The organism is Paenibacillus sp. 481, from assembly GCF_021223605.1.
Classification (GTDB): Bacteria; Bacillota; Bacilli; order Paenibacillales; family Paenibacillaceae; genus Paenibacillus_B.
On record NZ_CP075175.1, the window covers coordinates 1,544,156 to 1,556,365 of the forward strand.

12 protein-coding genes are annotated in these 12,210 nt (G+C 47.9%); 2 read left to right on the top strand and 10 right to left on the bottom strand.

Features of this window, described 5'->3' with window-relative positions; all coding sequences use genetic code 11:
* Positions 1-10 precede the first annotated feature (10 nt).
* From KIK04_RS06670 to KIK04_RS06680, 3 genes are read right to left on the bottom strand one after another with little or no spacing between them, the layout of a single operon-like run.
* The gene (locus KIK04_RS06670) at positions 11-634 is read right to left on the bottom strand and encodes an MBL fold metallo-hydrolase (RefSeq protein ID WP_232277500.1); all 624 of its coding nucleotides are present in this window, start codon (positions 632-634) and stop codon (positions 11-13) included.
* Positions 635-653: 19 nt separating this feature from the next.
* Entirely contained in the window at positions 654-1,220 is a 567-nt protein-coding gene (locus KIK04_RS06675; RefSeq protein ID WP_232277501.1) for a thioredoxin family protein, read from the bottom strand.
* Positions 1,217-1,834, bottom strand: a complete 618-nt coding sequence (locus KIK04_RS06680) for an undecaprenyl phosphate transporter UptA (RefSeq protein WP_232277502.1) — start codon at positions 1,832-1,834, stop codon at positions 1,217-1,219. The genes KIK04_RS06675 and KIK04_RS06680 overlap by 4 nt, the downstream gene beginning before the upstream one ends.
* Before the next feature lie 273 nt (positions 1,835-2,107).
* On the opposite strand from KIK04_RS06680, the gene KIK04_RS06685 reads away from it, so the two are divergent.
* Both KIK04_RS06685 and KIK04_RS06690 read left to right on the top strand, forming a co-directional pair.
* Complete coding sequence (locus KIK04_RS06685) at positions 2,108-2,563, top strand: cupredoxin domain-containing protein (protein ID WP_232277503.1); 456 nt, start codon at positions 2,108-2,110, stop codon at positions 2,561-2,563.
* A 76-nt stretch (positions 2,564-2,639) separates the two neighbouring features.
* Positions 2,640-2,951, top strand: a complete 312-nt coding sequence (locus KIK04_RS06690; protein ID WP_232277504.1) for a dehydrogenase — start codon at positions 2,640-2,642, stop codon at positions 2,949-2,951.
* Positions 2,952-3,019: 68 nt separating this feature from the next.
* Here the strand turns inward: KIK04_RS06690 and KIK04_RS06695 are convergent, their stop codons facing one another.
* The 7 genes from KIK04_RS06695 to KIK04_RS06725 form a co-directional block, all read right to left on the bottom strand.
* Positions 3,020-3,379, bottom strand: coding sequence for a hypothetical protein (locus tag KIK04_RS06695; RefSeq protein WP_232277505.1), 360 nt, complete (start codon positions 3,377-3,379; stop codon positions 3,020-3,022).
* An 80-nt stretch (positions 3,380-3,459) separates the two neighbouring features.
* Positions 3,460-5,658, bottom strand: coding sequence for an O-antigen ligase family protein (locus tag KIK04_RS06700; RefSeq protein WP_232277506.1), 2,199 nt, complete (start codon positions 5,656-5,658; stop codon positions 3,460-3,462).
* Positions 5,659-5,751: 93 nt separating this feature from the next.
* Complete coding sequence (locus tag KIK04_RS06705; RefSeq protein ID WP_232277507.1) at positions 5,752-7,176, bottom strand: dehydroquinate synthase/iron-containing alcohol dehydrogenase family protein; 1,425 nt, start codon at positions 7,174-7,176, stop codon at positions 5,752-5,754.
* Positions 7,177-7,310: 134 nt separating this feature from the next.
* Positions 7,311-8,018: a PilZ domain-containing protein gene (locus KIK04_RS06710; RefSeq protein WP_232277508.1), complete on the bottom strand. Its 708-nt coding sequence runs from the start codon at positions 8,016-8,018 to the stop codon at positions 7,311-7,313.
* 68 nt (positions 8,019-8,086) lie between these two features.
* Complete coding sequence (locus tag KIK04_RS06715) at positions 8,087-9,796, bottom strand: histidine kinase N-terminal 7TM domain-containing diguanylate cyclase (RefSeq protein WP_232277509.1); 1,710 nt, start codon at positions 9,794-9,796, stop codon at positions 8,087-8,089.
* Positions 9,797-10,108: 312 nt separating this feature from the next.
* Positions 10,109-11,287 (bottom strand): class I SAM-dependent methyltransferase, encoded by a 1,179-nt coding sequence (locus tag KIK04_RS06720; protein WP_232277510.1) that lies wholly within the window; start codon positions 11,285-11,287, stop codon positions 10,109-10,111.
* A gap of 62 nt (positions 11,288-11,349) precedes the next feature.
* Entirely contained in the window at positions 11,350-12,204 is an 855-nt protein-coding gene (locus KIK04_RS06725; protein ID WP_232277511.1) for a DUF6483 family protein, read from the bottom strand.
* Between the last annotated feature and the right edge of the window lie 6 nt (positions 12,205-12,210).

Below are 12,210 nucleotides of genomic sequence, written 5' to 3' on the forward strand. Positions count from 1 at the left end.
TGACAATGGGTTATACAAATGGGTTATGCGTCTTCTCATAACCGATCGTAGTCTTTGGTCCGTGACCTGGGTAGACGGTAACTTCATCGCCTAGCGGGAACAGCTTATTTTTGATGGAACGGATCAACTGATCATGATCCCCACCTTCCAGATCAGTACGGCCAACAGACCTATGGAACAGTACGTCGCCCGCGAACAAATGGCTGCCATGTACAAAGCTAACACTACCAGGGGAATGTCCCGGTGTATGCAGCACTTGGAACGTGTGTCCAATCAGCTCCAACGTCTGGCCATGTGTGAGCAAATGCTCTGCTGGCTGCGCTGAAATAGCCGCTGTCATACTAGGCCACCTCGCGGAGCCGTTCAGCTCGGCGTTTGTCAGCCATTCTTGTTCATTTTTGTGAATATAGACGGGGCAGCCATGGGCTTTTCGTACTTGTTCTAACCCGCCAATATGGTCAAAATGAGCGTGCGTGAGCAAAATCGCCTGTACCTTAACGCCTTTAAGCGCTTTTAGCAACTGATCAGGACCAACGCCCGGATCAATAACGATCGCTTCGTTAGTCTCCTCATTTTTCAATACGTATGCATTCGTTTCAAACGGTCCTAGAGCAAAGCTTGAAATGTGAAACATGTAGATCCCTTCCTTTCACTTACAAAGCCGACAACACTTCACGCAATTCATTTACGATACGCGCTTGGTACGCAGTGCCCTCACCGTATTGCACCAGCATTTGTTGTTTCACGACTTTAAGATTATCTTGATAGTCCGCTGCTTCGCGGTCTGGATTTGCTTGTTTGAAGGCAACCATGTGCGCTTGTACATCAACCGGACGAGGTCCCCATTGTGCAAGTACATGTCCGCCTGTATCTGCGAAAATAACGACCGGAATCGAACGTCCACCTAACGTCAGGAAATTGTCCAACGTCTCCGTGAACTGCTCCATGATAAGTATTTCCGTAGGGATTTGTGTCGCTTCGAGCGCGCGCAATACGACTGGAACGTTGCGTACGCAATCGCCGCACCACTCCGCCGCAATAATCAGGCAGCGCAAATCGTCACGGAATTGCAGCGACTCAAAAAATTCGCGCTCCTCATCGCTCGTCCACGCAAACTGATCGGACCACGCTTGAAATTTATCTTTATTTTTTTCCATGGTGTCGATATATGATTGCGGAGAAAGACCTTTACCCAAGACGTCTGCTACATTTTTACTCATATTGTATGCTCCTTCCTATGGCGCAAAATCGTGTATTTAATGACAACATACACGATAAGAAGGGACAATGCAATCAGAATAAACGGTTTGATGTAAGGTGCAGCCGCCTCATCAATTTGTTGCCAACGGTCACCAAGCATGTAACCGAGCGTCACAAAAAAGATCGTCCACGGAATGACAGCAAGTGTCGTTAGCAATGTAAAGCGCCATACCGGCATCCGCGAGATGCCCGCCGGAATCGAAATGGCATGACGAACGATAGGAACGAAGCGTGCGGTAAAAATGACGCCTGTCCCGTATTTTTCAAACCATTTCTCGGATTGATCGATATGCTTTTTTTGAATAAATATGTATTTACCGTACTTCTCCAAAAAAGGCCTACCTCCGTAGCGACCAAGCCAATATATGAACAGCTGCGCGAGTACGCCGCCAATAACGCCAAAGCATATCGCTGCTACAACATGAACGGCACCTGTTGAAACGAGATAGCCCCCGTACGCCAACACGATTTCACTCGGAATGACTTCAAGCATTAAACCAAGCATAATGCCCCACTCGCCTAAACTTTGAATCCAGTCAAATAGCGTGCTAACGATGCGATGTATGAACTCCATGGCGAACCTCTTTCCTGTTTTTGTAATTATTTTATTCTAGCACATGGGTGGACATGTCTCCAAAAATTTACCAGACGCATTTAAAGTGCGTGCCTTCAGCAGCTCCGCAGCCAAGAAGATCGAACAGACGCTACGCGAGGTAGGTGCATATGAGGATTCGTACAGGTATGTAGGACCATGAAAGGACATATACATCACGTATGGACTAGCACAACTTGTACAGTGAGAGGTGATCACTTTAGTTGTGAAGGTACGATACGGAGGTGTTGAGAGATGTCTCGTTTTTGGGTCGTGAGTCGCAAACAATGGCGACTTGGAACGATTGTATTAGTTGCGATAATGGTGGCAGCTGCCTTTTGGCGGTATGAATCATTGCAGGCGGAGCAAAGGGCAGCACAAGCAGTACCACAGACGACTCGAGTTATCCATATGGTAACGGGCGAGTTTAAGACGAAGACGGATAGTGGACAGGAGTTGGAGGTGTACCGATTTGATCCTGGAACTGTGTACGCGAATGAAGGAGAACGTGTCGAGTTGCGTATTTTAGGTGTAAATGGTCATAAGCATGAGTTCGAGATTGAAGGGCTTAATGTGCGCGGTACGATTGAAAAAAACAAGGAAACGGTCGTGACGTTCCGCGCTGAGGAAGGCATTTACCGCATCATCTGTCTGAATCATGCTGATGCACGGCATGGCGGACCGATGATCGGCTATATTGTGATTGACTGATTTATCAGAGCAGCGACGCTCTGGCACGCTTCTGCATATGTTGGGATATAGCCCTGCATAGAAAGGAGCTTCCTCGTTGAGACCACCCAAAGAGCAGCACGAATCTTCCCTCCCCTCTGCCCGTAAAATTCGCCGTGCTTGCAGCATGGAACTGTATCGCACCGTGAAACGGCTGAATGTATGGATACCGGAGGAACTGTTGAAGCAAGGAGAAGAATTGTATTTTAAAAAGGTGATTCACAACTCAGTGTGGATTCATGAAAATCATAAAAATCGCAAAAAGCTTGCTGATTGGTGGGATGAAGCCGTGAGCGAAGAATTGGCAGCATTGTGGAATGTAGAGCAAGCAAAGCTGTCAGCAAGCTTTCGCCAAGCGTTCGGCGGGTAATACGAGAAGCCCAACTCATAGTGGAGTTGGGCTTCTCGGCGTGGAATCGCGGAATGATGGGATCGTTGTTAACCAATAATGGCAAACGTTTCGACACCTGCTGGGATGTGACGCGTTCGGAACAAGAAACCGGCTGCATTAAAGGTACGTATCGTGATCGGAACGTTAGTGAGCGTGTTAATGTTGTTAAAACGAACGACCCCAAAGTTGTCAAAAAAAGCTGTACTAATTAAGGTGTTACCTACAAAGGCAAGGGCAAAAAATCCGGTTGTGTTGAACGGCACTCCGTTTCTATTCACCCAAACGACAGTCAGGCGACTAAAAATGGGCCCAATTGGTGTGATTCTGCTAGGAGCAATGCTCTTGCGAGCAAATGTACTTTTCCCTGCTGGATCTTTTCTAGGTGGACGTACTAGCTTCAAGCTCATCTCCATTCCCCTTCCATACGTTGATATAACGTACTTAGTGTATGTATGAGGGGACATGATGGCTTGAGCAAACAACCTAGCTAATCCGATAATAGTAATATCATTTGCACGCTCATCATGGCGCGCTCAGCATCAGCAGTTAGCATAAACTTCTTATCGTTGGCGGGGTGCGGCATCGCTTCTAGGTGCCGCACCTCAGCTTCGTATTTGGCGAACAATTGCTCAACGCCTTGCGCTAGTATGAGCGCATGACGCTGTTCGCCTCTTCTTGCTGCGGCCAGTGCCTGCGCAGCGAGCTGCTCGACCGCTTCCGTCTGCAAGGCGCGGTCGTAACGGTCACTTTGGATCGCCGCCTCCCAATAGGCGACGGCGTCCTGCGGGCGGCCGCTGGCGCCGAATGCAAGCGCAAGCTCGCGGTAGAGCTGCTTGCCCGAGCGCTCGTACCGCAGCCCCTCCGCTAGGAGGGTGGCGGCTTCGGGCGCGGGCAGGCGGCTCGCCACGGCAATGCGTAGCGCCGTGTTGGCCGGTGTGAGGCGCAGCGCAGCGGCATGGAGCTGCGCCTTGTTGCGCACGGCCACGCCCGTATTAGAGGCGTCGCCAACAGCAGAGCTGCCGTTGATGCCATCGCTGGTAGCTGCGGTCAAGAGCTGTGCCACAAGATGGCATACGCCAAGCAACGCTACGACCGCGAGCGGCACGACGAGCATGAGCGCCTTGCCGATTATCATCTTGCCACGCACAGAATGATCGGCTATCCACTCCACACGTTCCTCGCTCCTGTTGTACGATATGGCCAGTATGAGAAACGACAGCCACAGCAGTACGATAAAGCCATAGGCCATATCAAAATCGAACACACTGTGCAGCGTAAGCGTAGTCGCTGCCATTGCCATACCAACGTGGCGCCGCCATGCGGACACAAGCGCCCAACAAGCTAAGCCCAGAGCTGGCAGTGTGCCTACTAGGCCAATATCAAGCAGCAAATCAAGCACGCTGCTATGAACCTCTTTTCCCACGTAAGGCTCACTTTGTATACTTGCGAATTGCTGCCGCCATGCATCACCGCCCGAGCCAAACCAAGGTGACACCTGCCACAATTGAAAGGCATCTGCATAAATAAGCGTGCGCGCCCCTGCCGTTTCATAATGCTCAGTAAGTCGGTCTGTCGCATGCGCTGGTAACAAAGCTAGCCCCACAACGAGCAGCAACCCTATGATTACACCGCGCACGAGAACACCTTTTCGACCAATGTATAAACTCGCCACAATAGAACCTACCCACAGCAACAAAAATGGAAGGGCAATTAAACTGCTCTGTTGTAACCATAACGCCGCTGTTCCACTTACCGCTGCAAAGCTGATCACCATAAACCAGATAGACCATCCGATATAAGCGATACGCTGTTTTTTCATTGTTAGCGTACCTATTCCCCAGACGACCAGCATGACTAACCAAGCGCCTCGTGACTCTGTGAGTCCCAGCACCGTTAAGTGTGGTACTAACGGAATAGTGGCCAATAACCACTTGTAACGATTGTCCGCTTGTACAGCCGCAAATAAATGAAGCAGCGCGAATGACCCCGCGATTGCCCCTAGAGCATTCGGATATTGCACCCAACCTGCTAGCCGAAAGCCTAGTGCCGAAATTTGCTCATTATCACTTCGCATGACTCCTGTATCTGCTGCAAAAATACCATAAAGCATACATAGGGATGCTAGGCTACTGACAAGTCCCACGATCCCAATCCCACCATAGAACAACTTCCAAGTCGTATGACCTTTGTTACCCGTTAAGAAGCTCCACCATACAATAACCCAAGCGGTATACATGCTCCATCGGATCAATTGCAGCTCTGTCCCATACATGGAAGCTGGTTCTAGTAGCAGTGCTGCACCGTAGCATACAGCAACGTAAAATGGGAAATACAACATGAGCGGCATTTGAGCCATGTGCACCATTGAATGGGGGTAGATGAAATGATCCGCTTGTTCAACAGTTGCCATTTGCGCCGTGTATGTGCTTCGATTCAAGCGTATTAGCGGGAACACGACCTTATATAGTAGCAAACCTACAGCAAACAATAACAAGATTAGAGCGACGGGCAACATATCTCTGTCAAAAAAAAGGCCATTACTCCACAGCGAGCGCAGCAATATGAATATCAACATACTTACTCCCGCCACAGCAACTGAGCGAGTTTGCAGCTCATCTTTTTCGTATATAGGCACATGCAATATCTTCGAATTAGTGACTGATCGAGACAATTTAGAATGGTCCATAATTAGAGCGTTCCCCTTCTCTTTCTTTGCAAAAAAGAGGCCAACCTTAGGTTGACCTCTAGATGCAACATCCCGTTAAACCATCGCAGCGTTCTACTCTCCGCTAACGAGCAATGCAAACTTGGCTCGTATGTAATCGTTATTCCCTTGTTTCAGCAGCCAAATACGTGCATCTGTGATGTCCGCTTTGGATTTGCCTCTTCGTTTAGCCTCTTCTAAGATTTCGGCCTTGAGCTGTTCCTTGCTTTGCAATTCCAGCACTCGCTCAAGTGTGACCGTCGATCCATCGGAGTGATATACCCCATAAAGGCCTGCGGCAAGCTCATTCGTGAACGACTGACTCTTATCGATCGGAAGTTGTACGGAATCCCCTGCCGCACCTGCTGTTGCCTTGCGTGCTACTCCTGTTGCTGCAAGACGTTCCAAGGCAGCCACATCCGGTAAACGCTCGCTAAAACGCAATAAATAATACGTTCCGCTGCGTGCACTTTGCATCTCGACAACGTTGTTCACTTCGCTGTAAGTTCCTGCGATGCCAGCAACGCTCGGCATCCATGCATGAATTTCCATCGTACCAGTTACATCATCGCCACCGCGTCCATCACGTGCTGTTATCTCGAGTTGGACTGTGCCTGTTGAAATACTTTTTACAGTAAGTATTTCGCCTTGAAGCTCGGTTTGAACAATGCCACTTGGTGATGCGGTTACGGTAAAGTTCAATTTATCCCCGTCTGGATCGGTAAACATTCCGCTGCTCTGCAAAGAAATGTTTACGTTGCCGTCCCTACTTACGTTCAGACGCTCCACTTTCGTGGAATCGTGGATAGGACTCGTATTAACGGAATAATCCTTATAATAAGTGGCCGTTACTCGCTGTGTACCGACACTCGTTGTTACTTTGAACACGGCTCGATCGTCCTCAGCAACCTTAGCAGTAGATACATAAGGTTTAGTCGGATTGGTTTGATCAAGCCTAGGCCTACTAAATACCCGATCGCCTTTTTCAAAATACATCTGTGTCTGTGTAACATTATTACTCCAATTGGCATTAAACATATCTGCTAATGCGTTAATCTCAACGGCGTCCAGTTGAACGTACTCATCCCTGTCCGCTACCTTTATCGTTGGGATATTACTCACACGAGGATCCGTCACCGTAATCGTAAACTTATGGCGCTCTCTATCTCCCGTTGCATGAATCCACTCATATTCAACTGTCGTCATCCCTAGTCTACGCGGTTCGACCACATACTGGGGAGACGGTGTCTCCTGCACCGTAACGGTAGCTATACTATCGTCAATATTAATAACTTGACTGTATGTAGCTCCGGTAACAGACAGCGGGACAGGGAACAACTGCTTGCTCCCGATGTTTAGGGTGTAGTCGGTATATGTTTTGTCTGGAAATATGGTTCCAGCCGCTTCTACATTCGCTGGTGCAAACGCAAAAGACAGCAGTAAAATAGCTGCTATTATCCAACTTTTAAACACGATACAAAGCTGCCTTGCAACACTCAAGCTGACTCTCTCCTCTCCGATTATACGTTACTCAGCACGCTTCATTGCGCATATATGTTCATATTATAATATAAACACCTTTATAGAATAACGCTGCAAACAGGTTCAGACAACTATTTGTCGCAATTTGTGCCTTAGGCGTTTCCGTTGCCAGTAGTATCCACGGGCGCACCAGTCAACCCCCGCTTTGATTTGCGATTTACGTGATATTCAATTTGTTCACGCAAGATATAAGCGCGTAAGGCGCGAGCCCCTTCTTCTTTTGCATTTTCTAAGACTGCACCATAAAATGTTTCTTTCTCTTTCATCATTTGCCGCTTAATTTGAAGACGGCATGGCAAGGAAAAACCGAGCTGCAATTCGGCAACTACCCATTCGTTGCCTCCGAGCTGAACATCTTTTAAAGTGGTAAATCCGAGTCCGCCCAAGCTAATGTCATTTATTTGTATCGCAATGGGCGAAGATACCGCCGTTGATGAGCCGCTTGTTGACTCACGGGCAAGAATAAAGCCATGTTTGCGGATTTCGACCCGCGGATGATCCCGTTTATCTATGAACTTACGCTGTTGATGCGGCGGGTGAATAAGAAGAAGCGAGCCCTTATCACGAGCAATCACTCTTGTCGTAAACGTATGCATCCCGACTGGTGAATACAAGGTGACCTTTACTTGCTCTCCCAGTTGGAATCGATCAAACTCGGGCAATTCAACATCCATCAAGTCTCCCTCAACGTATGACAACACTCCAGATGCTACGCATCGTTCTCCTTCTAACACCGTTCGACTGTGCAATAATGCACGGAGAGGCTGCGGCTTCACGTCTTGTGTGAGTAGTTCTTTCATCAAATAACCTCCTACTGACTTCCATCAAGCACACCTCATCATACGGAACACCTTTGAACACTGTATCTTCACGTATCGCTCTGTGTCGGTGCCACCTCATCATAATGACTGTTCGCAGCTACGATACAATTGCGTCCGCGCTGTTTGGCTTGATACAACGCCCGGTCTGCTTGTTCAATCAAACGGAGAACCCAAGCTTGCGGGTCATGCATCTCCGTCTCTTCACCTTCATAGCTGATCCAGCCCATGCTTACGGTTACGATAATTGGATCGCCATCATCGGTTACAATCGATTGGTGTTCAATCGCTTCCACGATGCGTCTGGCTACAAGCTGTGCTTGGCCACCATGAGCATATGGCAAGTACACAATAAATTCTTCCCCACCGTAACGCGCTAATAAATCGGTGCCGCGAAGGACGGAACGAACCACCTCAGCTATTAAACGAAGCACACGATCCCCGATCAGATGCCCGTACGTATCATTGATGCGCTTAAAATGGTCGATATCAAACAAAATTAAACTAAATGGCGTCCGTGAATGCGTATGGATAACGACATCGGTCTCTAAACGCTGCATTAAGTAACGACGGTTATAACATGCTGTCAGAACATCCGTTACAGCCATATGTTCTAGCTTGCGATTTGCTGTACGTAATTCCTGCTGAATGTGTACAAGTTCTTGATTCCGTTCAAATAGTATCCTATTTTTATGATTCATTTCGTCTAGTAGATGCCGAAGCTCAGTCACATCATGAAAGGTGAGCAAACGACCTACCCATGTTTTTTTATCGTCTAAAATAGGGAAAATGTGAAGAGATACATATCTGGATTGCGATGTTTCGATACAAATTTCGGTCTCGATCGCCTCATAGCGATTGTAATAGTAAGCTGTCCAGACACGATCAGCCTCAACGGGGTCTGGAATTTGACGAACGACAATCTTCATGTTCAACTGTTCTCCTCGATGAACGGACAAAAAAGAGTCCATGCCTCGGTTCACATCAAGCACAATATCATCGTCGTCAACTACAATGATTCCTTCCTTCATCGTATCGACAACTTCACGCCGAGCAATAGAAACAATCTCCAACACCCGGTAACGTTGAATAACGAACACGAAGCAGATATCGGACAGTAAGATGCCAAGCGAAGTTAAGCCGAACAATTCACGCCCTTGTCCCGGAAAATATGTGATGACATTGTTAACTAGATCAGCAAGTGTAAATACGATGAAAATAAGCATGCCCAGCATTAAAAGGGACAATTGCTTGCGTTGAGTTGCAGATGGGGAGGTACGTATGGTGCGCAGCATCAGCACGGCTGCCAACACGAAATAAACGGCACACACCATCACATATAGCACAAAAAAAGGGCCATAGCGGTAATACTGCCCTTGTGAGCCAAGTATAGTTAACCAGAGCTCTGGATAGATGGACATCAGAAAAGTTATAACAACGACGGGTGCGATGGCCTTGTATATCGTTGAATGCGGTAACGAATACGACTGCTGCGTTAACAAGCGTGTGAAGAGCAGCCAGCCAGGCCCAAGAGCTAGTAAAGACATTAAGCCAATGAGGAGTGAGAGGTCTCGGAGTGCGATCTCATCTGCTGCATGGTGGAATACGATCTGACTAAGTGGCCACAACATCATTAAAAAATGGAACGCCAAATAAGTCTTATGAAGTGTCGTAATTTGATTTACAGCAAACACGTAAATAAAAATGGAGAAAAGAATGATAAAAAGGAAGGAGTCGATCCAATATGGTCCCAATAGCATGTTCTCACCCTTTATCAAATTCCTGAACGGGACGCTCGTATATAGGCCTATTATTGAGGATTTAGAACTATACAGGTCCCAAATTATTCTACCCCATTTTATAGTGGGTTACAATTAAGATTCCTGTAAATACTGGGTTAAATTCATATAAATTGCGGTATAAAATACATAAAAGGCAGTCGCATATGGACTGCCTTTTACACTGCTTTATGCTTAGGACCCATTGCCTATTCATTACCACATCAAAGGACGCATCGTGGTTAGATTCGGCTGTTAGGGTTGGCAATTGGGATTAGCGGTTAGCGCTTAGGATTAGCGCTTAGGAGCACTATCTCCAGGCAATAGATCAGCAAGCGCGCGCTCCAAGTACGGCTGAATGGACAGAAAATCACGGAAGGCCGTGTATTGCTGCCATGATTGTTCCACGTTTCCTTCAGTACGCACCGCACGAATCAATAAATTTTTGGGCGTATGCTCCATGTCGATAAACTCTAGTAGTTGTGTCCGATAACCTACACAATCGAGCAATTTGGCGCGAACCGCATCTGTCGACAATGAGGCGAAGCGCTCCCGCAAAATGCCATGCTCCAAAATCGGACCGAGTACTTCCTGCTCCACTTGACGATACAGTTCGTGCTGGCAGCATGGCACAGACAAGATGACACTAGCTCCCCAACGGACGGCTTTGTTTAGCGCTGCGTCTGTAGCAATGTCACAGGCATGAAGCGTCACGACCATATCAACCGTGTCGACCCCACCATATTCGGCAATATCGCCGACTAAAAATGACAGGCCATCGTACTGAAGACGACGCGCCAGCGACTCGCAGTGCTCGATAACGTCTTTTTTCAAATCTAAGCCGATAATGTGAACATCTTTGCCGGATTGCACTTTCAAGAAATGGTATAGGGCAAACGTTAAATACGATTTGCCGCAGCCAAAATCTAAAATGCGCACCGTCCGCCCCTGCGGCAAGTAAGGCAGCACATCCGCGACCATCTCCAAAAAGCGATTAATTTGCTTGAATTTATCGTACTTGGCAGCGAGCACTTTACCTTGCTCATTCATAATGCCCAGCTCAATAAGAAACGGAACAGGGTCGCCTTCGTTAAGCACGTACTGTTTCTTACGATTGTGCGAGACGTCTACCTTTTTAACGACAGCTGCTTGTTGGCGAATCGATACTTTAAACTTTTTACTAATTAAAACTTGATAGTCTGCCTCTGTCGTCCGCAGTAACCCTTGACGGAACGTTGTTTCAAATAGTTCCAACAAACGCTCGCTCGCTTGAGCCCAAGGTACATTTTCATGTGTAACCTTGTTCGCAAAGTGATACTCGAACTGCAAATGCAGCTCGTCTCGTACGAGGACGGGCTTGACGATGAGTTTCGTGTAGCCTTCCTCTGTCTTCTTACGAAGTTGACTAAGCACCGCGGAATCAAGCAAAGATTGCTCGATGACTCGGTTAATAAGTTGTGCTAATTGTTCCATGTTGTTGTACTCCTATTTAAATACTTCAATTCGTGTTATATGGTCAGTTGTACAGCTATCCACTAGCTTCTTATTGCTGTATGACGGAAATGAACAACATCCGCTAAGCCTTCTTGCAGCTCGTCACGCGGCAGACCGCCTTGCTCCAATTGAGCATCGTCGAAGGCCGACAAGCGGTCATAAAACGCTTCTGCTGCCCGAATCCGCTCACTTAAAGTAAGGTATGTGCCATCCGCCGATTCACGGCCATCTACAGGTAAATACTCACGGCCTTCCATTTCGTCAGCCGCTTCGTGATCCTGCGTTCCGTGGCTCTGCGTTTCGTGGCTCTGCAACCAGCGAAATAAAGCGTCCTCCGCCTCTGCATACCGTCGGTCGGTCTCATGCCAGCGCCATAAACGATGCAGCGTACGGTCATCGAGACGAACCATTTTTAACAATTCCAACGCTTCAAGTGCACGCTGTTGTGCAGGGACTAGCCTTCGATCACTGCCTTGCAACATGGCCTCCAGCAGCAACGTGAGCGCTTTGCTCAGACGCTGAATGTAACTAGCTTCAACTTCCGCTAATTGAGGATGCGGATGAAGATACACTCCATCAGCTGGCCGCGCGGAAGACGGATCTGATTGCAAGCGCAGGTCGCTCTCATACTCCAGCTTCGCACGCTCAAGCAATAGGTAAGCAAAAGCTTGCAGCTCATCGGCATGAATGGCCCCGTTACGGGTAAATAGACGCTGAAGGTCATCCGCTGTTAATCGATCTGCTAAGCCACCATTTATCCGAAAGCGCTTCTGCATCAGCTCATCTAGTTCGTGCAGCACGTCGATTCGTTCGCTCTGCTCACGAAGTCCGACTGCTTTGCCAAGAATGGCGGCCATTTCTTCAATCATGCGCACTAAATAATCACGCTGATACATCGTATC

Excerpts from the sequence above, each read along its gene's own strand:
- KIK04_RS06680 (WP_232277502.1), bottom strand. The coding sequence starts at position 1,834 with ATGGAGTTCATACATCGCATCGTTAGCACGCTATTTGACTGGATTCAA.
- KIK04_RS06685 (WP_232277503.1), top strand. The coding sequence starts at position 2,108 with ATGTCTCGTTTTTGGGTCGTGAGTCGCAAACAATGGCGACTTGGAACG.
- KIK04_RS06720 (WP_232277510.1), bottom strand. The coding sequence starts at position 11,287 with ATGGAACAATTAGCACAACTTATTAACCGAGTCATCGAGCAATCTTTG.
- KIK04_RS06670 (WP_232277500.1), bottom strand. The coding sequence starts at position 634 with ATGTTTCACATTTCAAGCTTTGCTCTAGGACCGTTTGAAACGAATGCA.
- KIK04_RS06715 (WP_232277509.1), bottom strand. The coding sequence starts at position 9,796 with ATGCTATTGGGACCATATTGGATCGACTCCTTCCTTTTTATCATTCTT.
- KIK04_RS06725 (WP_232277511.1), bottom strand. The coding sequence starts at position 12,204 with ATGTATCAGCGTGATTATTTAGTGCGCATGATTGAAGAAATGGCCGCC.
- KIK04_RS06695 (WP_232277505.1), bottom strand. The coding sequence starts at position 3,379 with ATGAGCTTGAAGCTAGTACGTCCACCTAGAAAAGATCCAGCAGGGAAA.
- KIK04_RS06700 (WP_232277506.1), bottom strand. The coding sequence starts at position 5,658 with ATGGACCATTCTAAATTGTCTCGATCAGTCACTAATTCGAAGATATTG.
- KIK04_RS06710 (WP_232277508.1), bottom strand. The coding sequence starts at position 8,018 with ATGAAAGAACTACTCACACAAGACGTGAAGCCGCAGCCTCTCCGTGCA.
- KIK04_RS06675 (WP_232277501.1), bottom strand. The coding sequence starts at position 1,220 with ATGAGTAAAAATGTAGCAGACGTCTTGGGTAAAGGTCTTTCTCCGCAA.